This window comes from Pedobacter nutrimenti (assembly GCF_032678445.1).
GTDB lineage: Bacteria > Bacteroidota > Bacteroidia > Sphingobacteriales > Sphingobacteriaceae > Pedobacter > Pedobacter nutrimenti_A.
In genome coordinates this window covers 76726-99235 of record NZ_JAVTSQ010000016.1, presented here as the reverse complement: position 1 = coordinate 99235, position 22510 = coordinate 76726, and the positions used below count along the sequence as shown (strand labels likewise).

Sequence of the window (22510 nt, the reverse complement as noted above, 5' to 3'; positions counted from 1 at the left end):
ATGACCTGGATTTTAATGTTCCAGGTCGTATTCTTTTACATCTTTATGGGTGTAAGGTTCAATCATGAGTTCTTCCATGGTCTTGCCTTTCTTGTTCATCCCCAAACGCTCCAGCAGGTTGTCAAATACCTGGTACATTACTGGTACTACAATGAGTGTCAGGAATAATGAACTGGTTAGACCACCAATGATTACCCAGGCCAAACCATTTTTCCATTCGGCACCGGCACCACTGGCCAGGGCAATTGGAAGCATACCGATTACCATCGCAATGGTGGTCATCAGGATTGGTCTTAAACGGGCATGGTTGGCCAGGATCAGGGCTTCATGGGTAGATTTTCCTTCTGCTTTCATTTGGTTGGTGAAATCGACCAGGATGATCGCATTCTTGGCAACCAAACCAATCAGCATGATCAGACCGAGGATGGTGAAAATACCCAAGGACTGATTGGCCAATGCCAGTGCCAGCAGGGCTCCGATAACCGAAAGCGGTATAGAGAACATAACCACCAGCGGATAGATAAAACTGTCATATAAGGCAACCATGATGAGGTATACCAGGATGATGGAGGCCAGCAAGGCAATACCTAAGGTACCGAAACCTTCGCTTTGATTTTCCTGATCACCACCCCATTTGTAACTTACACCCAGTGGTTTTTTAAGTTTTCCGTTTTTCTCCAGTTCATCCAGTTTATTTTGAAAATCAGTAACAATAGTTCCTGTTGGTCTTCCGATAGACTGTGCCTGTACGGTAACAGAAGTACTCTTGTCTCTTCGTTCCAGCTGACTTGGACCCGATCCTTCCCTAATATCTGCAAATTGAGAAAGTTTAATCTGTTCTCCTGCGCTGTTGATAAAGATCAGGTTCCTTACATCATCTATATTTTTACGGTTGAAAGTCTGGTAACGAATATTAATATCATACTCATATTCTCCCTGACGGAACTTGCCGTCTGTGTTTCCACTAAATGCGGTTTGCATGGTAGAACCTACCGTTTGCAGAGTTAATCCCAAAGCGGCCATTTTATCACGGTCTACCTGAACATTGATCTCCGGACTTCCTTTCTCTACGGATAGTTTCAATTCGGCAGATCCTTTGATTCCTGCAAGGACCTCTTTAGCGCCTTCTGCATATTTCATGGCACTTTCCAGATCCGGACCCATGACCACAAGCTGGATTGGTGCATTTTCGGCAATACCAAGAATACTGATCGGAACAGTTTTTACTTTCGCGCCAACCAGGTAATGAGACAGCTCCCGGCTGATTTTGGTCGCATATATATTGGATGGATCTTTACGTTTTGAGCGGTCTACCAGCATCACATCAATCTCTGATTTATACGCAGTTGCCTGAGCGCTTCCAAAGTCTCCGCTGGCCTGGCCTACGGTGGTGATGGTTTGCACAATTTCAGGCTTTTTCGATAGAAATTCTTCTGCTTTTTGAGTAATCCGGTTGGTTGCTTCAATAGAGGCATCTTTTGGAAGTTCTATCTGAACAAGGAATTCCCCTTTATCACTTTTAGGGAAAAACTCTGTTCCAATAAAACCACCTATTGTTAAACCGCAGGAGCTGAAGAGCAATACAAATACACCAATGATGGTGATGGCTTTATGCTTTAAAGTCCAGGTCAGGATGCCGGTTATCCAGTGTGTGAACGTATTTAGTTGTTTTTCGAACCATAAAATGAAGCGGCCGAAAATATTTTTTCCCTCTATTTTTTCGAGTTTACCGAATCTAGATGAGAGCAAAGGTACAATTGTAAAGGACGCAACAAGAGACAACAAGGTCGCAATAATAACCACCACGCAGAATTGGCGCAGGATATTAGATACCAAGCCAGTACTTACGGTGATCGGGAAGAATACCACGACAATTACAAAGGTGATGGAAACTACGGTGAAACCAATCTCTTTGGTTGCATCGAAAGCCGCGCGGACTTTGTTTTTACCCATCTCCATATGCCTGTAGATATTCTCCAGTACCACGATCGCATCATCCACCAGGATACCAACCACAAGGGAAAGTCCCAGTAAGGACATCAGGTTGAGGGTATAGCCAAATAAACTGATCCCAATAAAGGTTGCAATTAAGGAAACAGGAATAGATACCATAACGATCAGTGCGTTTCTGATGCTATGCAGGAAGAAAAGCATTACAAATGCCACAAGAATAATCGCAAGTATTAAATCGTGAATAACGGCATCGGCAGACTCCAGTGTGAAAATAGAACTGTCGTTTACAATTTTAATGTTGAGTTTATTATTGGCATAGTCCTTTTGTAAGGTCTGGATCACTTTGTGCATTTGCTTACTTACCTCTACCGCATTGGCGTCGGTTTGTTTGATGATCTGCACTGCGATTGCACCTTTTCTGTCGATACGGGCAATCTTTTTAACGTCTTTTTGTGAATCCTGGACATCACCAACATCTTTCAACCTGATTTGTGCACCGGCTTTGCTGGTGGCAACAACCAGATTTCTAAGCTCATCAACATTTTTGTATTTACCAGATAAACGGATCAGTATTTCCTGTTTAGTAGTTTTTACGCTTCCCGTAGGGAAATCCAGATTTGAAGTCAGGATGGCCTGTTGTATTTGAGGTACGGATAAACCATATCCCTGAATTTTATCAGCGTCCAGTCCTACTTGAATTTCACGTTCCTGACCACCAACCAGATTGACCTGCGCAACGCCGTTTACCCTGGAAAGGATAGGAGCAATACGTTTGTCCATCAGATCGTAGAAAGTAGCATCATCCATACTGGCTGATGCCGACATGGTAATTACGGGCAAGTCGTCAAGAGAGAACTTGTTTAAAGAGGGTGGTTTTACATCTGTGGGTAAATTTGCCAGGATGGCATTTACTTTACGTTGTGCATCATTTAAAGACAAATCGATATTTGCTTTATCTGTAAGCGTAATGGTAACCGTGGAAAGGCCTTCAAAAGAGACTGCATTTAGCTTTTTAATGTTCTCTAAAGAAGAAACCGCATCCTCAATTTTTTTGGTCACCGTATTTTCCACCTCATTTGGAGAGGCACCAGGATATATGGTAGAGATAGAGATCGTGTTGTTCGAAAACTTAGGCAATAACTCATATCCCAAAGAAAAGTAGCTCAGCAAGCCCATCAGCGTTAATGCGGTAAAGACCACAATAACGAGGGTAGGACGCTTTATTGAAATTTCAGTAATCTTCATCTTATAGTTATTTTACAGTGGTCACTGGAGTGCCGTCTGACAGATTGATCTGTCCGCTGGTGATGGCAATTTCTCCTTCTTTTAATCCGTCAAGTATTTCAACATTGTCACCCAGGATTCTTCCGGCAATGACTTTGCGCAATTTGGCTTTTCCGTCCTCCAGAACAAAAATCTGGTTACTGCTTACACTGCCAACAAAAGCAGTTCTTGGGATGGTGATGGTGGGCGCTTGTTTAGGGAACTGAAAGATTGCGGTTCCGTACATTCCGGCTTTGATGGTGTTGGTTTTGTTATTTTCTACCAGGATTTCTACCGGGAAGTTCAATGAATTGTCTGCTTTGGCAGCAATAAAGGTGATCTTTCCAGTGTACGTATCTGTAGGGAAAACATTGGATTTGATTTTCACCAGGTTTCCAAGTTTCAGATTAGCAACCTGGCTTTCATTTGCGTTTACTTTTAATTTAAGCTTAGACACATCAACCAACTCAAACAATTGAGTGCCTTGTGCATTTACAAAAGCACCTACTTCAATATATTTTTTGTTTACAACACCATTGATCGGAGATTTGATATTGGCGTCGCTCACCTTTCTTTGTGAGGCCTGTAATCTTAATCTTGCATTTTCTACAGCAAGTTTTGCCTGGTCCAGCTGCTGCTGTGTAACACCGCCGGTTTTAAATGAGCTGCTGTAGCGTGCTTCGTCTTTTAAAGCATTCTGCAACGTTGCTTCTGCGGTTTCTTTATCGGTATTCAGAATTTCTGCATCAATCCGGGCCAATACCTGGCCTTTGGTAACATGGTCACCTTCCTGAACATTGATCCTGGTTACCCGGCCTGCATTTTCATTCAACAGGTTCAATTCTGCAAAAGGAACGAAAGTACCGTTTGCGGTAAAGTCCAGGTTCACCGTGTCTTTTTTTACAGTGGCCACACGAACACTGACGGCACCACTACCCTGAGCAATAAAAGTGGTTACTGCTTCATTTTTTTGCTTATTGTTTTTCAATACGTAGGCTATTGCCCCAATAGCAATTATAAGTACAATAGCTACAATAATTCCTCTTTTCATTTTAATAGTGATTTTATATTTCCGTTTGATTTTATTAATTGTATTTCGGCAATCTTATAATTTAGTAATGCCTGGTTATAGCTGTTCTGAGCTTCAGTTAACGCAGTTTCTGTATCCAGCAGGTCGGTTAAGGTCGCTAAGCCGTTGTTGTAATTGTTTTGGGTGCTTTTATAGATTTCATTCGCCAGTTCAGTGTTTTGTTTTTGGGAATTAATCGTAGTAATGCTGTTTCTGAGTTGAATTTTTGCATTCTCATAGGCCATATTCAAAGAGTTTACGGATTCCCGCCTGTCTTCTTTTGCCTTTCTGATATCCACATCGGCCTGGCGGATTTTCGAACGGGTTAAGAAACCATTAAAAATGGGTACTTTCAACGTCAGACCTACAGCTGAAGCACCGTAGCCGATGGCCGCGCTGCCGGAGCTTAAGAAATCAAAGCCACCGCTCTGGCTAGAATAGGTGTAGTTCCCGGTTAGGGCCAAACTTGGATAGTATTCTGAAACATAAGCCTTGCGTTGCAGTGCCAGTAGTTTGTCCTGGGTGTTCAAAAGCTTAACTTCTGTTCTGTTATCTAAAGCAAGAGAGTCTGTAAACTGAGGCAGTTGCGTCACTTCTGTAAGTTCGGTTTTGGGTAAAATAATATCCGTATTGACCGGCATGCCCATGGCAAACTTGAGCTGGATTTCTAATTGTGTAATCTGATTTAAGGTTTGTTCACGCTGTGTTACCAAATTGGTGAGCTTTACTTTGATCCGATCTACATCAATTTTTTTTGCTAAACCATTTTCATATTGATTAGATATAGCCTTTTCTGTAACCTTTACATTTTTGATGTTGTTGTCCAGTACATTCAGCTGTTGTCTGTTGACCAATACCTGATAATAGTTATTGGCAACCAATTCAATGATTTGCTCTTCTGTTAACTGAGAAGTCAGGTTGTAATATTCTTCGCTGGATTTGGCTGCTTGCAGGCCTGTAAATACCGTTTGGTTAAACAATTGCTGTGAAAGTTGAACCCCGGCAGATGAATTCCAGTTCTGGCCCAGTTTGATGGCCTGTGTAGTGCCTCCAAAATTGGCAACCAGCTGACCTATGATCGGATTGTAAGTTAAGCCAGCATTACCTGTAATTTGTGGTAAGGCCTGTGCTCTCACTTCTTGTGTTTTGTACCTTCCGCCATCAATGTCAAGTTTTGCTTTACGCACCTTCACACTGTTTTGTATCGCATAGTTCAACGCATCTTTTAACGTCAGCGTCTGCTGTGCATTTGCAGCATCCGCTATAAGTAAGCCCAAAAGCAACAGCGGGATTAATTTTAGTTGTTTAATAATATGATTCATTCTTATAACGGTTGTGTGTTTTATTTCCTTAGTCCTTTAATAAATATCTTCGACAGGCTGAGCTGTTTTTCCAAAATGATCTTAAAATCTTTTTTGCTAGGTATGAGTTCTTTGTAGCCATGCATTACGCATAACGAGGTAATGCCCGCGAGGCTTTCCAGATAGAGTTCTGTGATTTTGTTAAGATCGGAAACCTCAATATCACCTTGTGCCACCGCAGCCTGAAAGATATGCGCATGGATTTCTACATCTCTCTCTTTCATTTTTGTAACGTGATTCTTTAATTCATCTGAATTGAATGAAGCATCGTTACTGCCCGAAGAGAGGTGTAGCATATAATACTTTTGGAAAAAGCGGTGTTTGACTTCAATAAAATTGGCCAGGGTTGCCTCCAGCGAATTAATTGCAGGTTTTTCCTTGTGTATAGCCTCGAAATAGTCATCAAAGATTTTGTTGATTACTCCAAGGATCAAGCTGCTTTTGTCTGGAAAATAATAATACAAGGAAGGCTTTGATACAGACAGATCGTCTGCGATTTCATTCATTGTGGTTTTATTGATTCCGAAATGGGTAAAGCGTTTAATTGCTCCTTCTATAATTAACTCTCGTTTTTTGTCTGTCTCTAACATTCTACTCTTTTACTTTCTGACTTTTTTATTAATAAGGTCAAAAATACAGCCGAATAATGGTATATTAAAACTTAAGTTAAAAAATTAAGAGAAATGACTTTTTTGTGACTAAATATTTCGTTTTAATCCAGATAGAAAGATGTCTGCGAATCTTTTTTCTTTTACGAAGATTTGTTTGAATTGTTCTTTACTTGGGAAGATCTTTCGGTCTTTGTTTAAGATATTGAAATGTATTCCGGCGAGAGCTTCAACAAAAATTTCCGTAATGTAAGTTGCGTCATCAATAATAAATTCTCCGGCGACACTTCCGCGGTTCAGGAGAGAAGTAATGATTTTTAGTTCAAAATCCTTTGCTTTGTTGAATTTTTCAAACAAATCTGCCGGTAGTTCCGGGCCAATCATCTTGGAAAATTCCATTAAATTGTAATACTTCTGGATATAACCTTGTCTTTTCTGCAGGAGCATCATAATCCCCTCAGTGCTTGTGGCCGTTTTTTCTACAGATTTCAGCAGATCTTTACTGATGGAATGCATTAAGTGTTCAATGACACTGACGTAAAGGCTCAGCTTGTCTGGAAAATAATAATAAAGCAAGGCTTTTGAAAACGAGATGTCCTTTGCAATTTCTGTCATTGTGGTTTTTGCCAATCCATAATGAGCAAATCTTTTCAACGCTGCATTTATAATTAAAATTCTTTTCTTATCCTGATTTTCCATGTTGAACTGAACCCTGCCTTGCCTGAATGCTGATATAAACCTTATAAAATATTTGGGACGTTAAATTATGCATTTTTTTTAAATATTAACTTTAACATATTTATTACACATGTTAACGATTACATTTGCAGTGTTTAAAAAAAATCTAAGCATGTCTTTTATTCAGGAAAACGTTTCTTTAAAGCCCTTTAATACTTTTGCTATAGCTGCGATTGCAAGATATTTCGTTGAAATTTTTAGTGAGGATGAACTTGTTCAACTCTTGTCCTTAAATATTGTTAAAGAAAATGATCTGCTTGTTTTGGGTGGAGGGAGCAATATTTTATTAACTAAGGACTTCTCAGGACTTGTGATTAAGATCAGCATTCCGGGAATCAGCAGCAAAAAGGAAAAAGAAGGTTTTCTGGTCACTGCGGGTGCAGGGGTGGTTTGGAATGACCTGGTTCAATATTGTGTAAGCAATGGTTTGGCCGGAGTGGAGAACCTGAGTTTAATTCCGGGTACGGTTGGTGCCTCTCCGATTCAGAATATAGGTGCTTATGGGGTAGAATTAAAAGATGTTTTTTACAGTTGCACTGCATTTGAGATTGCAACAGGGGCTAAGAGGGTTTTTAGTTATGAGGAGTGTGAATTTGGATATCGCGATAGTATCTTTAAGAATGAACTGAAGGGTAAATACATCATTTCGTCCGTTCGTTTCCATCTTTCTGGCTCGGCAGACCTTAAAACAACCTATGGTGCCATTCAGACTGAACTCTCTTCCAGGAATATTTCACATCCAACGATAAGTGATATTTCTGCTGTGGTCTCTGATATCAGGGTAAGTAAATTACCCGATCCCTCAACAATTGGTAATGCAGGAAGTTTTTTTAAGAACCCGGTGATATCGACCAGACAATATGAAGAGGTTAAACAATCTTATCCGGATATAGTGAGCTATCCATTTGGAGAAGGGCGGGTTAAGCTGGCTGCCGGGTGGATGATTGAGCAATGTGGGTTTAAGGGGAAGGTAGTAGGGGAGACAGGGACATGGAAAAATCAGGCTCTTGTACTGGTAAATCATGGTCATGCTACAGGACAAGAAGTGTATAGTTTTTCGGAACAGATCATCAATGAAGTGTGCCAAAAGTTTGGCGTAAAATTGGAAAGAGAAGTAAATATTCTGTGACATTGCGTTGTTTGCGCTTTAGAGGCGGATAAAAAGTTATTATAATAGCAAGTTCTATTTTTGGTACATATGTTGTGTAAAGTTTATATAGGCAAGATTAAACAAATTCGATAGTGTTAATTCTGATATCTTGTTTGTTTGCTTTTTTAAACACTTAAAAATTAAAACATTATGACAAAAAATGAATTCAATCTACAGTTGCACGACCATTCAGTTTCTTTACAGTCATTCGCTTTAAATTTTACTAAAGATATTGAAGATGCAAACGACTTGGTACAAGATACAATGCTGAAAGCAGTGACGTACTATAGTAAGTTTAAAGAGGGTACGAACCTGAAAGGTTGGTTATTTACCATAATGAAAAATACATTCATTAACAACTACAGACGTTTGGTCAAAACGAATGCACTCATCACCAAATCAGAAGATATTTCCTCTGCTAACCTTCATTATAGTGCAACTAAAAATACCATCGACAGCAAATTTGTAATTGGAGATATCAATAAAGCTCTATCTACCCTGCAGCCTGAATATTATGTGCCCTTCATTAAATATTTTGAAGGATATAAATACCATGAGATTGCGGATATGCTGGAAATTCCTATCGGAACAGTTAAAACGAGGATACATGTTGCAAGACAAATTCTTAAAAAATATTTAAAAACATATTCTAAAGATATTTTAGGCGCTGATATTGTTTAAGTATTAGCGGTGAAATCTGAGAAGAGGTGTTCCATAAAACTGGAGCACCTTTTTTTGTTTAATTTTATTCCGAAGCTCATTGTCTGTCCTAAAACTTTACTTTTGTACGGATGAGATCATTTATTGTTGCAAGGATTTATAGTTATCATGGAGTTACCGGTTTATACTAAACAGCAACTGGCTTTACGGAACGGGCAGGATAAACCTCAGATCTGGGTTGCCTTTAAGGGGGTAATTTATGATGTGAGTGAAAGCCGTTTATGGCGAAATGGCAAGCATTATGAACATTGGGCAGGTCAGGATTTAACGGAAGAATTGCCGGACGCTCCACATACGGATGCGGTTTTTGAGAAATTTAGTCCAGTCGGCCGTTTGAATGTCTAGAAACCCCGGTTAGGGTATTTCTAGACATAGATGTTTAAATCTTCGAAAAAACTTAAATGGTAAAAGAACTTAGATTAACAAATTCTTTGATTCTTCCTGTAATTTCTTCTTCTTTCAAGTTTAGGATTCTTTCTGTTCCGAATTTTTCTACACAAAAGGAAGCCAGGGCTGAACCATAAATGATTGCGTTCTTCATGTTATTGAAGTTAATTGTACCTACTTTTGCCATATAGCCGATAAAGCCACCGGCAAAGGTATCTCCGGCTCCTGTTGGATCAAAAACTTCTGCAAGTGGAAGGGCAGGGGCAGAAAAGATCTGATCTTCATGGAACAACAAGGCACCGTGCTCTCCCTTTTTAATGATCAGGTATTTCGGACCCATGGTTAAGATTTTTCTGGCTGCTTTAACCAATGAATATTCTCCTGATAACTGACGGGCTTCAGCATCATTAATAGTGAGTACATCGACCAGTTTAATTGTTTCCAGCAAATCGTCCATTGCAATGTCCATCCAGAAGTTCATAGTATCCATTACAATAAGCTTAGGTCTGTTTTTTAGACGTTTGATCACTGTTTGTTGTACCTGAGGGGTTAAGTTGCCCAACATCAGGTATTCACAGTCCTGGTAGCTTTCAGGTATTACAGGATCAAAGTCAGCAAGTACATTGAGTTCTGTAACCAGTGTATCTCTGCTGTTCATATCATTGTGGTATCTTCCAGACCAGAAAAATGACTTGCCGCCCTCTTTCACCTGTAAACCTTCGGTATCTATTCCGTGGCTATTAAAGCGCTCAATGTCTTCTTTATGGAAATCATCACCTACTACAGCAACTATTTTAACTTTATTATAAAAGTAAGAAGCGGCCAATCCGGCATAAGTTGCGGCTCCGCCTACTATTTTGTCTGTTTTTCCAAAGGGGGTCTCAATGGCATCGAATGCTACAGTTCCTATGATTATCAGGCTCATATATGAAATCTTTATTTTTTTTTAATTTTTTTCACTGCAAATATTGCATAAATAAATTAAAACCCCTAATATTGCATTCCCAAAACGAACAAGGCTTTATGTTCTTTAATAGTTCAAAAAAGGCGTTTTGGGAATAAGCCAGCATCCCGAGTAGCTCAGCTGGTTAGAGCATCTGACTGTTAATCAGAGGGTCACTGGTTCGAGCCCAGTCTCGGGAGCAATACCAAAAGCCTTTCAGTTCGTCTGAAAGGCTTTTTAAATAGCCAGCACTCCTTCTTAGCTCAGCTGGTTAGAGCATCTGACTGTTAATCAGAGGGTCGCTGGTTCGAGCCCAGCAGAGGGAGCCAAAAAGATCTCATGTCCGAGATCACTTAAAAGCCTGTTTCTGCAAGGAAACAGGCTTTTTTGCTTCTATGCGGAAGTTCTCCGAGTTAAAACTAGATGTTTGTCATGCAGTCGTGTTTGTGAGTTTAGCAGCTTTTTCTGCTCAACTTAACTCAAAACCGTTACAGAAACCGTTACAAAAAATCTTCGTTGTGTAGGCCTTCCGGTTATCATTAACCTTTAATAAGACTACAAAAAATGGCAACAGTCGAAACCAAAATTTTCGTCCATCACAAGAAAAACGACGGAACATGGAATGTTAAAATCAGGTTGTATCATCGGGATGATGTACCAATGTTGGCGGTAGGTTTTAGTTTCCCTTTTATGATTATACTTCGTAATTTCATAAATGGTTTCTCTATTATCAAGTGTAGTAGATATGCTGCCAGTATGCAGGTTATTATACAAATTATGAGCATTATATTACTTTCTATTTTAAATTGATCTAATAATTTGTGTGTTACGTGAATTATACCTTTATGTGTCAAATAGATTGCAAACGAAAGGTTTGCAATAAACGTGGTAGTTTTTGAATTCCACCTGTACAAAAAGCTTGTCGGACTTATAGAACCTAAAACTATAAATCCAAAGCCAAGTGCGATTAATGGAAAACCAAAGATTGAAGCGATAAAGGTTTGTTGGTCTTCACATAAAAAATGGGCACCTATCAAAATACATAAACTTAGCAGAATAAACTGGTTTCCATATTGTGAAATTTTAGTATAAAATTTTGGCAAGAAAACATAAATGCCCGCAAGTGAAACGCCAACTAAAAGTCCGTCTAGACGACTATACGTCGGGTAATAAATGTATTTGTGCCAATACATCCAACTGTAATCATCTTCAATTTTAGGTAGATACAGATAGTTATAACAATAAAGTCTAATTACAAAACCAAATAAAAACAGCACTATTAATAGCCAATATGATTTAACAAATAGTTTGGATCTTTGTAAGAAAATTAAAACTATAGGAAAAAACAAATAAAAATGTTCCTCTACACATAGAGACCAAGCGTGAGAAAAGGTTCCAAAATTCTTTACATCAAGCCCAAGATTTTGAGTAAAAGTCAAAACTTTCCAGAGTGGTGGTAGTGCTTCTCTTTCTCTGAAAAATGGAAAGCAAAAATAAAGTCCAACTGTTACCAAAAACGCAGGAACAATCCTAAAGAATCGTTTAATAAAAAAGATTTTAAATGAAATGGGTTGTTCTTGTTTGATTTGATAGAAGATTTGAGAAGAGATTAAAAATCCACTCAACACAAAAAACAAGTCAACGCCTGTCCAACCGAACGAAGCTACATCTGGCAACCATTTCGGTTGTCCACGGGTAACTATAAAATAATGATAAAAGAAAACTACTATAATCGCTAATGCTCTTAAGTGGTCAAGTCCGTATAATTTCCTATGAATGTCTAAGCCTGATTTTGTTGTCATTTTATTCTTTTGTCTGTCGGATGTTCAGTAAGTAAGCGGTTTGGGAAATACCGCCACTTGATATAGGTATCATAACGTCATAGCTATATACCTGTATTCAGGGTAAGCAGGTCTGAGAAGCGTAGTGGTTTCCTTACATCAAAACTAACAAATAAACATTATGAAAATGATTCTAAATTGTTTGAGCAATCTGATCTTCTGGTTAGGTGATGCACTCACGCAGGCTTCTTACCCTTTATGCGAAAATGAGACGATATGCGTGGACTTTGATACAATATGAAGATATCCCGGCAGCACTTTTACTTTACTTTTACGATCTGAATAAAATATCAAATATATACTTATCCATGAACCAATCTAACCGACTTAAGTCCTTGGTCTTACTGGCTTGCGCATGTCTGTCCGGGACTGTGTACGCACAGGAAAGAACGGCACCTGCTTATCCGCTGATCACCCACAACCCTAACTTTAGCATCTGGTCAAATACCGATCAATTGAACAATTCTACCACAACGCATTGGACAGGTGCAGCGCACTCACTACTGGGACTGATTAATGTGGATGGGAAGATTTATCGTTTCCTTGGAGAAGAGAAGACCAGCTACAAAACCGTATTGAGTGCCTCTGATGAAGCATCTTATCCTGTTGTTTACACGGAAGACAAACCAGAGGGTGACTGGACTTTGCTAAAATACAGTACTATCGGCTGGAAATCTGGTCAGGCGCCGGTTGGCGATGAGGAGAAGAATGTGAAAACATTATGGAAATCGGATGATATTTGGGTAAGACGGACGTTCAACCTTAGTACGATCGCCGGCATTAATGAACTTTTTTTAAAACTCAACCACGACGACAACGTTGAGGTTTTTCTGAACGGTACCAAGGTTTACCAGAAGAAAGGTTGGACAAGTAATTTCCAATATTTGCCAATCCATAAAAAGGCACTTAAAGCGGGTCAGAATGTGATCGCTATTCATCTGTCCAATACAGCGGGTAGCCGTTTTTTGGATTTTGGTCTTGTAGACAAGCTGAAAGACAATGCCGGCCAAATATTGCTGGCTGAACAAAAAAATGTCGAAGTGAATGCAACGCAAACTGTATATAATTTTGCCGCCGGAAAAGTGAATGTTCAACTTACCTTCACTTCACCATTGCTGTTAAATGACCTGAGTTTGTTGTCTCGCCCCGTTTCCTACATTACGTATAAAGTGAATGCAAATGATGGAAAAAAGCACGCCGTAAAAGTTTTCCTGGGCGCATCATCTGACATTGCTGTCTATCAACCTTCACAGGCCGTTAGCGCACAAAAATATGAGACGGAGAAACTGTCTGTTTTAAAAACAGGTACCGTTGAGCAGCCTGTTCTTCAAAAAGGGGCCGACGATATGCGTATCGACTGGGGGTATTTTTATGTAGCTGCGCCAAAAACTGCGGGAGTGGTTCAGTTTACGACCAAAGGCAGCGAAGCGGCGAATGCATTCAGAAAGGGATCTGTTTCATCAACCGCATCTAAGGGCCATTCGCTTTCCTTAAATACGATCATTCCTTTTGGAACTGTTGGTGAAACCGCTGTTGAGCGTTTTGTTGAGTTAGGTTATGACGAGGGGTTTTCCATACAGTATTTTCATACTGATTTGAGGCCCTGGTGGAATAACTCAGGCAAAGCAACAATCGAAGGAGAACTCACAAAGGCCTTTAATGAATACCAGTCCGTTATGCAAAAATGCAGGACCTTCGATAAAGAGGTTTACGCGGATGCCTTACGTTCTGGAGGAGCAGCATATGCACACTTGTGTGCTTTGGCTTATCGCCAAAGTATTGCAGCGCATACATTGGTTAAAAGCCCTGCAGGCGAAACCCTGTGGTTGTCTAAGGAAAACAATAGTGGCGGTTTCATCAATACGGTAGATGTGACTTATCCCTCAGCGCCGCTTTACCTGCTTTATAATCCGGAATTGATGCAAGGCATGCTGACTGGTATTTTCCACTTTACTGAAACAGGTAAATATCCGCATCCATGGGCTGCGCATGACCTGGGTACTTATCCGAAGGCGAACGGGCAGACTTACGGTGAGCCAATGCCGGTGGAGGAATCCGGCAATATGATCATCCTTTGTGCTGCGATTGCTAAAGTGGAGGGTAATGCCGGCTATGCAAAAAAACACTGGCAGACGCTGACCACTTGGGTTGATTATCTTGCCAAAGAAGGTTTGGATCCGAAAACTCAATTATGTACCGATGATTTTGCCGGACATCTGGCCCGAAATGCCAACTTATCCGTAAAAGCTATCGTTGCGATAGCTTGCTATGCACAAATGGCCGAGACATTGGGTGAAGCTGAAACCGCTAAAAAATATAGGGCTATAGCTGAAGGCATGGTGCCTGAGTGGATAAAAATGGCTGACGCCGGCGATCATTATGCACTCACTTTTGATAATAAAGATACCTGGAGCCAGAAATATAACCTGGTTTGGGACAAGGTGCTGGGCTTACATTTGTTTCCTCAGAAAGTGTATGATACCGAAACCCGTTATTATCTTACTAAAATAAATAAGTTTGGTATTCCGCTAGACAGCCGTAAATTCTACACCAAGAATGACTGGATCGTTTGGACGGCAACTTTTGCTCCTCAAAGGGATCAGTTTGAGGCATTGATCAGACCGCTTTATGTACACGCCCTGGAGACTCCATCGCGCGTGCCTCTGAATGATTTTTACGATTCAAAAACGGGCATCAGGGAAAATTTCAAAGCGAGAAGCGTAGTAGGGGGTTTTTATATGAAAATACTGGCTGATCAATTGAAATCAAATAATGGACAATAATGCACTGATCACTAAGCCGCATTATCCGATACTGGATGGTTTACGCGGTGTTGCGGCCATCATCGTCGTTACTTTTCACCTCACTGAACCGTTAGGGACTGGTCATCTGGATATTATTGTTAATCACGGATACCTGGCTGTCGATTTCTTTTTCCTACTATCAGGTTTTGTGATTGGCTATGCTTATGATGACCGCTGGGATAAAAAAATAACCATTGGCAGTTTCTTTAAACGCCGTATAGAGCGTCTTCAGCCCCTGGTGATCCTGGGCATGACATTGGGTGCTATAGGATTCTACTTCACAGATTCGACGCTTTGGCCGCTCATCCATACTGTACCAATTTGGAAAATGCTGCTGGTTTTGCTGATCGGTTATACTATTCTTCCTGTGCCGATGTCTATGGATATACGTGGCTGGCAGGAAATGCATCCGCTTAACAGCGTAGGATGGTCTTTATTCTTTGAATACATCGCCAATATTCTTTATGCGGTTTGGATAAGGAAGTTTTCAAAAACTGCATTGTCTGTATTGGTATTGGTTGCAGCTGTAGCACTTGCACATCTGGCGATCACCAATGGGGATGTCAGTGGCGGCTGGACATTGAACGTGGAGCAGGTTCGTGTGGGCTTTACCCGCACGATGTACCCGTTTTTTGCCGGGCTGTTGCTTTCGCGTATTGCTAAACCCACCCGCATCAGACATGCATTTTTATGGTGCAGCGTTTTAGTAGCGATGGTATTGTATATGCCGCGTATTGGCGGTGCTGATCATCTTTGGATGAATGGAATATACGAGACTGTTTGCATCATTGTCGTTTTTCCGCTTATCGTTTACCTTGGTGCCAGTGGTGAGGTTCATAGCCAAACGGAGCGAAGGATATGTACCTTTCTCGGCGACATATCCTATCCGCTATACCTGGTGCATTATCCGCTGGTTTATTTCTATGTGGCATGGATCAGCAATCATAAAGGTGTAACCATTGCGCAGGCCTGGCCTTATGCCGTAGCGATTTTGATCGGTGCAATTTTCCTGGCCTATGTCAGTTTGAAATGGTACGATGAGCCTGTTAGAAAATGGTTGCGAAAAAAACTTGGCTGAAAATTATATTAAATCTGGCTTAATTTAATTTGGTGAAAAAACAGGTATCTTTATTTCTATGGGAAAATTAAAACCGCTTTTTCTTACCTTAAGTGTCCTGGTCATTTTAACTGTTCATGCGAAGGCAACATGGTCCATAATTGTAATCGATCCAAAGACAAAAGAAATTGGTATTGCGGGTGCCTCGTGTACCTTTAGTGTCTATGGAATTGGTGGAATTATTCCTGGAAAAGGCGCGATTGTAGTGCAGGCAATGAGTAATAAATTAGCCAGAAACAAAGGGCTTCAAATGATCCTTGCGGATGCATCGCCGAAAGAAATTCTCGAAGCCATAAAGAATCCAGAATTCGATCCCGAGCAACAGCAATATGGAATAGTTTGTGTCAAAAATATAGATGCACCGGAAACGTATACCGGCTTGGAGACAACATCTGATAAAGGAACTGTAACTTCAGACGGTATATCGGTTCAAGGTAATACTTTAAGCAATAAAGAGATGCTTCATAAAATCCTTCAAGTTGCAATCAAAGCTCAAAAGGCATCTCTGCCCATCCAGGAAGTATTGATGCTCGCTTTAGAGGCTGGCGCAGAATATGGAGGTGATAAACGCTGCGGTGATCGTAAGGCAGCAAGTGCGTTTCTAACTGTAGCGAAGCCAGGGGATGATGTACAACATCCTTCTATTAATCTTATCGTGAATCAGAAAGATGAAACTACAAATGCAGTGAAAGCTTTAAGGATAGAGTTTGATCGTTGGAGAAATAGAAGAAAGGAGTAGTTAAACTTATATAACAAGAGTTGATTTTAATCAAAATTTTTATTGTTTGAGACAATAAAAACTATATTTATATCAATTATTTTGGTCCTCATTAAAGAAATGAGCGATGAACCTATTTACTTACAAAGTCTATTATCCAATATGAAAAGATATATCTTATTATTTCTTGTATTTACAGCCATTTCGGGATATGCTCAAAATTCCATCAATAACTACAAATATGTGGTTGTGCCAGAAAAATTTAACTTTCTTAAACAGAAGGATCAGTATAAGTTAAATACACTGGCAAAAATGTTTATGGAAGAAAAAGGTTTTACTGCTTATTTTGATAATGCTGATTTGCCAGCTGAGATTGCAGGAAATCGTTGCAATGCACTAAATCTGGATGTACAGGAAAAGAATGGAATGTTTACGACAAACCTTACCGTATTATTAAAGGATTGTAAAGGTAATGTAGTCTTTAAAAGTAAAGAAGGAAAAAGCAGGGAAAAGGAATATAATACGTCTTATAATATGGCTTTGAGAGATGCTTTTACTTCTCTAAATGATGTTCAGTATGCTTATAATGGAAATATTCAGCAGGCAGTTGCAACCACCCAGCCAGCTACCGTAGCTGTGGCAGTACCAGCAGCAGTAGTTGCAACCCCTGTTAAAGAAGTTTCTGTTTCTGCTGCTATACCAGTGGTCAAACAAGCGGAAGGCACGTTGTATGCACAGTCGACAAGTACAGGGTATCAGTTGATCGATACTACTCCTAAAAAGGTACTTACCTTATTTAAAACTTCGCAGCAGGATTACTTTATTGCTGACAATGGAATCTCTAATGGCGTTGCATTTAAAAAGAATGAAGAGTGGTTCTTTGAATATTATAAAGACGCCAAGTTGATTTCCGAAAAATTGCTGATCAAATTTTAAGCGGGTTACCTGTCAGTTTTGAATGATGGGATCATTTACTGTTATTCTTGCAAAATTAGCGAGAATAATTAACTTTGGAGCTTTCCGGTCAAAAAGGGAATTAAAGTTGAAATGAGAATATTGTGTCTTTTTTTTAGTCTGATGGTCCTGATGCAAAGCGGTTTGCCTTGCAGGGATGATATCGTGTCTTCAAAACCGGCATCTGCTTCTTATCAAAAAAAGGACAGTCAAACACCATCACAGCAAAAGGATGACTGTTCTCCTTTTTGTGTCTGTATCTGTTGCTCTACACCATCAATGCAACAGACTCAGCCCATAATTGCTGTATCTTTTTCCAGTATTTGTTCTGATTATCCACTGGAAGATGTGGCGGGATTTATTGATATCAGTCTGCCCGTCTGGCAACCGCCAAAACTTTCTTAAATCTTTTTTAATTAAAAGCCTTATTGCTTGTTTAACCAAGCACATTCAAAATTTTACAGGATAAAAATTCAGGTCAGTATTGCTGGTCCTGAAGGCTAACATTAATTTAAATTTAAGATGTTTAATAAGATCATTTTATTTTCCATAAAAAATAAACTGGCTATTGGTGTGATGATGATTGCCCTAATTATTTGGGGAGGTTACTCATTGGCGAGGTTACCGATTGATGCGGTACCGGACATTACCAATAATCAGGTCCAGATTATTTCTCAGGCGCCAGATCTTGGTGCACAGGAGGTCGAACAGTTTATAACCGCACCTATAGAACTGGCTATGGCCAATATACCACATGTTGTGGAGAAGAGGTCTATATCCAGATCGGGCATTTCAGTAATTACAATCGTTTTTGAAGATGATGCAGATATTTACTGGGCCAGGCAGCAGGTCAGTGCACAGCTTAAAGAAGCTGAAAGCTTAATCCCAGAAAATCTTGCAAAACCCTCTTTAGCACCTGTTACAACAGGATTGGGGGAAATATATCAGTATGTACTTCATCCGAAAAAAGGATACGAGGCTAAGTACAGCGCCACAGATCTACGTACCATGCAGGATTGGATCGTACGTACCCAGCTTGCCGGAACAAAGGGCGTTGCTGAAGTTAGCGGATGGGGTGGTTATGTAAAACAATATGAAGTTGCATTAGATAATGAAAGACTAAATGCAAACAATGTGACCATTGCCCAAATCTTTAATGCCCTGAAAGAGAACAATGAAAATACGGGAGGGGCTTACATTGAACAGCACAGTAATGCTTATGCCATACGTGGCATTGGCCAGGTAAAATCGCTGGCAGATATAGAAAAGATCGTAGTCAAAAATGAAAAGGGAATACCTGTTCTAATCCGTGATGTAGCCACTGTACAAATTGGGAGCGCCACCAGGTATGGAGCCGTAACCAGAAATGGTACAGGAGAAGTGGTTGCCGGTGTTACACTCATGCTGAAAGGGGAAAACTTTAATGAAGTGATAGAGAATGTGAAGGAACGGGTTGCCCAGATTCAGAAATCCTTACCGGAAGGTGTAGTCATTGAACCTTTTATAGACAGGACCGAACTGGTGGGAAGAGCAATAGGTACTGTACAAAAAAATCTTATTGAGGGCGCATTGATTGTCATCTTTGTATTGTTGCTATTGCTTGGTAACTGGCGGGCCGGATTGATTGTCGCTTCGGTAATTCCCTTTGCAATGCTTTTTGCTTTTGCAATGATGCGGCTTTTCGGAGTTTCAGGTAACCTGATGAGTCTGGGGGCGGTAGATTTTGGTTTGATTGTGGATGGAGCTGTGATTATCGTAGAAGCCATTCTATACAGGCTTACGGAAAGTAAGCTCTTTAAAGATGTACCCAGGCTAAACCAGCAGCAAATGGACGAACAGGTATATCAGGCTGCCTCTAAGATCCGGGCAAGTGCTACTTTTGGCGAGATCATCATCCTGATTGTGTACTTGCCCTTACTGACTTTGGTTGGGATAGAAGGAAAAATGTTTAAACCTATGGCCCAAACGGTGGCCTTTGCTATTATTGGGGCTTTTATTCTTTCGCTAACCTATGTTCCGATGGTCAGTGCTTTATTCTTAAGTAAAGAAACGCTGCATAAAGAAACGATATCTGATAAAATCATGAACCGGCTGAAAGCCTGGTATGCACCCGCACTGGAACGTGTTTTGAAATTTAAGAAGCTTACCGTTGGTCTTTCCCTGGGGCTTTTTGCCTTTAGTATAGTGCTGTTTTCGAATATGGGGGGAGAATTTTTACCTCAACTGGAAGAAGGAGATCTAACTGTAGAAATTTCTATGATGCAGGGAACCTCTCTTTCTCAGGTGATTGAGACTTTTGGAAAGGCCGAGAAGATATTGAAGGAACAATTTCCAGAGGTAAAGCAAGCCGTAACCAGAATTGGAAGTGCGGAAATTCCGACAGATCCGATGCCAATAGAAAGAGGAGATATGATGGTGGCCATGATTCCAAAAAAGGAATGGAAAACGGCAAAGACCAAGGAAGAGATGACAGAAAAGATGGAAGAGGCCTTGTCAGTTCTTCCTGGAGTAAATATAGAGATTACCCAACCGATGCAAATGCGTTTTAATGAACTCATGACAGGAGTGAGGCAAGACGTAGCTATAAAAGTGTATGGGGAGGACCTGGACGTCCTCAGTAAGCATGCCAAAGAAATTGCGCGCCTGATCACACCCGTAAAAGGTGTCGGGGATTTGTTTATTGAACAGATATCTGGCTTGCCACAGATTGTTGTGGCCTATGACAGGGACAGAATAGCACAATATGGATTGAGTATAGGAGATGTGAATACGATTTTGCGGACTGCCTTTGCAGGAAACGTTGCGGGCGTTGTTTTTGAAGGAGAAAAGAGGTTTGATTTGGTGATCCGGCTTAAAAGAGAGCTCCGGAATAATATATCTAATATTGAAAACTTGTATATTCCCTTGCCTTCAGGAAATAAAGTTCCGTTAAATCAGCTGGCCAGTATCTCTTTTGTAAATGCACCGGCACAGATTTCCAGAGAGGAGGGTAAAAGAAGGATCTATGTTGGTTTTAATGCAAAGGGAAGAGATGTAGAAAGTACCGTTGCGGAAATCAAAAAGATACTTGATGCTAAACTGAAACTTACTTCCGGATATTATTTGAGTTATGGAGGCCAGTTTCAAAATCTCAAAGAGGCAAAAGGAAGACTTTCTATTGCAGTTCCCTTGGTCATGGTGTTGATCCTGATCTTGTTGTATGTCACTTTCAAATCTGTGACGCAAACCTTTTTGATTTTTAGTGCTGTTCCATTGTCTGCAATCGGGGGAATATTTGCCTTGCTGATCAGGGGAATGCCATTTAGTATTTCTGCAGGAGTTGGGTTTATTGCGCTATTCGGAGTGGCTGTACTGAATGGAATAGTGATGATTTCTTATTTCAATCAGTTGAAGGAAGAAGGGATAGCAGACGTTTACCAGAGGGTTATAGAAGGAACGAAAGTAAGGTTAAGACCTGTTCTGATGACAGCCGCGGTAGCTTCTCTTGGTTTTTTACCAATGGCCTTGTCTGGTGGCGCAGGTGCTGAAGTACAAAAACCTCTTGCTACCGTTGTGATTGGTGGACTGTTATCCGCAACTTTTTTAACCTTGTTTGTTCTGCCTTGTTTATACATGCTGTTTACCAAGCCTTTGAAAAAGTTACCTGTAAAAGTGGTATCAATAGGTGTTTTTGTTGTTTTACTATGGAGTCCGGGTGCTGGGAACAGTGCGAAGGCACAGTCGCAGCCCTTGACGCTGGATCATGCGATTTCCCTTGCATTAAAAAACAATCTGCAGATTAAAACCGCGGATCTGGCCGTTAAACAATCATTGGCTTTTGGTAAATCTGCAGTTGATCTTGGAAAAACTTCTTTTTCACTTTCCCAGGACCCTACTGCGGGCGGAGGTAATGACAATTCATTAACAGTCAGTCAAACCTTTGCCTGGCCGGGATTCTATAAGAACCAAAAAGCGCTGTACAATGCACAGACCACCTTGTTATCTAAAACAGGTGCTTATACTCAACTAGAGGTTATCAAAGCGGTCAAAATGGCTTTTTATAACTGTCTTTTCGGGCGGGAATATCTTAAAATCCTCAACTTTCAGGACAGCATCTATAAGAATTTTATCGCAAAGGCCAGCCTGCGTTATAAAGTTGGAGAGACATCTAACCTGGAGGTGATTTCTGCAAAGAACAAATATCAAGAACTGCAGATGCTTCAGCGTGCAGCTGAAGGAGCGTTGAAAAATCAGGAATTGAATCTGGCTCAGTTACTTTGTATGGAAGGACCGATCTTATTTTCAGAGCAGGGATTGCCTGTGCTGAACCTGAAAATTGATGAAGAGAAGACCAGCCCACTCTTGCAGGTCTATCAGCAGCAGATTAAAATTGCCCAGGCCAAAATTAAGACAGAACGGTCAAAAGCCTGGCCTGATCTGACCTTGGGCTATGCACAGCAAGTACTGGTCAAACCCTTTAATCCTGCAAATATTGACCGGTCTTATTTTCCGGGTACCAGAATAGCAGGAATCCAGCTTGGACTCTCTGTTCCCATATTTACAGGAGCTGGAAGGGCACGGGTCAATAGTGAAAAGATAGGCGTGCAGATGGCACAAACCGACTATGTAAGGGTTCAGGACCAGCTGAAAACGGCTTATGAGCAAGAATTGCAAGCCTATAAAAATAATAGACAGATGGTGGATTACTATGTTAAAGATGGACTCAGGTTGTCCGGTGAACAAATGCGGATTGCTCAGGTTTCTTTTGATCTGGGAGAAATTGGTTATATGGAGTTCATTCAGAATATGTCTTTGGCTGTACAAAGTAAACTGAACTATCTGCAATCCGTTCAGCAACTGAATGAATCGGTTATTCAATTACAATTTTTAAAAGGGAATGATTAG

15 protein-coding genes and 2 tRNA genes are annotated in these 22510 nt (G+C 40.4%); 10 read left to right on the top strand and 7 right to left on the bottom strand.

What is annotated here, in order from left to right; translation table 11 throughout:
- Nucleotides 1-12: 12 nt before the first annotated feature.
- From R2S08_RS25135 to R2S08_RS25115, 5 genes are all read right to left on the bottom strand, one after another.
- Complete coding sequence (locus R2S08_RS25135; protein WP_316837701.1) at nucleotides 13-3198, bottom strand: efflux RND transporter permease subunit; 3186 nt, start codon at nucleotides 3196-3198, stop codon at nucleotides 13-15.
- Between the two features lie 7 nt (nucleotides 3199-3205).
- The gene (locus R2S08_RS25130) at nucleotides 3206-4267 is read right to left on the bottom strand and encodes an efflux RND transporter periplasmic adaptor subunit (protein ID WP_133782341.1); all 1062 of its coding nucleotides are present in this window, start codon (nucleotides 4265-4267) and stop codon (nucleotides 3206-3208) included.
- Nucleotides 4264-5607 (bottom strand): TolC family protein, encoded by a 1344-nt coding sequence (locus R2S08_RS25125; protein ID WP_133782343.1) that lies wholly within the window; start codon nucleotides 5605-5607, stop codon nucleotides 4264-4266. Before R2S08_RS25125 ends, R2S08_RS25130 begins: the two co-directional genes overlap by 4 nt.
- A gap of 20 nt (nucleotides 5608-5627) precedes the next feature.
- Nucleotides 5628-6236, bottom strand: a complete 609-nt coding sequence (locus R2S08_RS25120) for a TetR/AcrR family transcriptional regulator (protein WP_316837700.1) — start codon at nucleotides 6234-6236, stop codon at nucleotides 5628-5630.
- Nucleotides 6237-6344: 108 nt separating this feature from the next.
- Entirely contained in the window at nucleotides 6345-6953 is a 609-nt protein-coding gene (locus R2S08_RS25115) for a TetR/AcrR family transcriptional regulator (protein ID WP_316837699.1), read from the bottom strand.
- Nucleotides 6954-7104: 151 nt separating this feature from the next.
- On the opposite strand from R2S08_RS25115, the gene murB reads away from it, so the two are divergent.
- The 3 genes from murB (at nucleotide 7105) to R2S08_RS25100 (ending at nucleotide 9207) form a co-directional block, all read left to right on the top strand.
- On the top strand, nucleotides 7105-8121 hold the full coding sequence (gene murB, locus R2S08_RS25110) for a UDP-N-acetylmuramate dehydrogenase (RefSeq protein ID WP_316837730.1): 1017 nt from the start codon (nucleotides 7105-7107) through the stop codon (nucleotides 8119-8121).
- Nucleotides 8122-8292: 171 nt separating this feature from the next.
- Nucleotides 8293-8823, top strand: coding sequence for an RNA polymerase sigma factor (locus R2S08_RS25105; RefSeq protein ID WP_133782351.1), 531 nt, complete (start codon nucleotides 8293-8295; stop codon nucleotides 8821-8823).
- A gap of 147 nt (nucleotides 8824-8970) precedes the next feature.
- Nucleotides 8971-9207, top strand: a complete 237-nt coding sequence (locus tag R2S08_RS25100; RefSeq protein WP_316837698.1) for a cytochrome b5 domain-containing protein — start codon at nucleotides 8971-8973, stop codon at nucleotides 9205-9207.
- Nucleotides 9208-9259: 52 nt separating this feature from the next.
- On the opposite strand, the gene R2S08_RS25095 is transcribed toward R2S08_RS25100, so the two are convergent.
- The gene (locus R2S08_RS25095; RefSeq protein ID WP_316837697.1) at nucleotides 9260-10174 is read right to left on the bottom strand and encodes a PfkB family carbohydrate kinase; all 915 of its coding nucleotides are present in this window, start codon (nucleotides 10172-10174) and stop codon (nucleotides 9260-9262) included.
- A gap of 144 nt (nucleotides 10175-10318) precedes the next feature.
- Between R2S08_RS25095 and R2S08_RS25090 the strand changes: the two genes are divergently transcribed.
- Both R2S08_RS25090 and R2S08_RS25085 read left to right on the top strand, forming a co-directional pair.
- Nucleotides 10319-10392: transfer RNA gene (locus R2S08_RS25090), tRNA-Asn, on the top strand.
- A gap of 52 nt (nucleotides 10393-10444) precedes the next feature.
- Nucleotides 10445-10521 (top strand) — tRNA-Asn (locus tag R2S08_RS25085).
- A gap of 312 nt (nucleotides 10522-10833) precedes the next feature.
- On the opposite strand, the gene R2S08_RS25080 is transcribed toward R2S08_RS25085, so the two are convergent.
- Nucleotides 10834-11994: an acyltransferase gene (locus R2S08_RS25080; protein ID WP_316837696.1), complete on the bottom strand. Its 1161-nt coding sequence runs from the start codon at nucleotides 11992-11994 to the stop codon at nucleotides 10834-10836.
- A 347-nt stretch (nucleotides 11995-12341) separates the two neighbouring features.
- Between R2S08_RS25080 and R2S08_RS25075 the strand changes: the two genes are divergently transcribed.
- The 5 genes from R2S08_RS25075 to R2S08_RS25055 all read left to right on the top strand — a co-directional run bounded on the left by R2S08_RS25075 (nucleotide 12342) and on the right by R2S08_RS25055 (nucleotide 22510).
- Nucleotides 12342-14816, top strand: coding sequence for a glutaminase family protein (locus tag R2S08_RS25075; protein ID WP_316837695.1), 2475 nt, complete (start codon nucleotides 12342-12344; stop codon nucleotides 14814-14816).
- Entirely contained in the window at nucleotides 14806-15915 is a 1110-nt protein-coding gene (locus R2S08_RS25070) for an acyltransferase (RefSeq protein ID WP_316837694.1), read from the top strand. The genes R2S08_RS25075 and R2S08_RS25070 overlap by 11 nt, the downstream gene beginning before the upstream one ends.
- A 58-nt stretch (nucleotides 15916-15973) precedes the next feature.
- Entirely contained in the window at nucleotides 15974-16693 is a 720-nt protein-coding gene (locus R2S08_RS25065) for a DUF1028 domain-containing protein (protein WP_316837693.1), read from the top strand.
- Nucleotides 16694-16834: 141 nt separating this feature from the next.
- Nucleotides 16835-17608 carry a hypothetical protein gene (locus R2S08_RS25060; protein WP_316837692.1) on the top strand — a complete coding sequence of 258 codons (774 nt, stop codon included), beginning with the start codon at nucleotides 16835-16837 and terminating at the stop codon, nucleotides 17606-17608.
- Nucleotides 17609-18148: 540 nt separating this feature from the next.
- Complete coding sequence (locus R2S08_RS25055; RefSeq protein WP_316837691.1) at nucleotides 18149-22510, top strand: CusA/CzcA family heavy metal efflux RND transporter; 4362 nt, start codon at nucleotides 18149-18151, stop codon at nucleotides 22508-22510.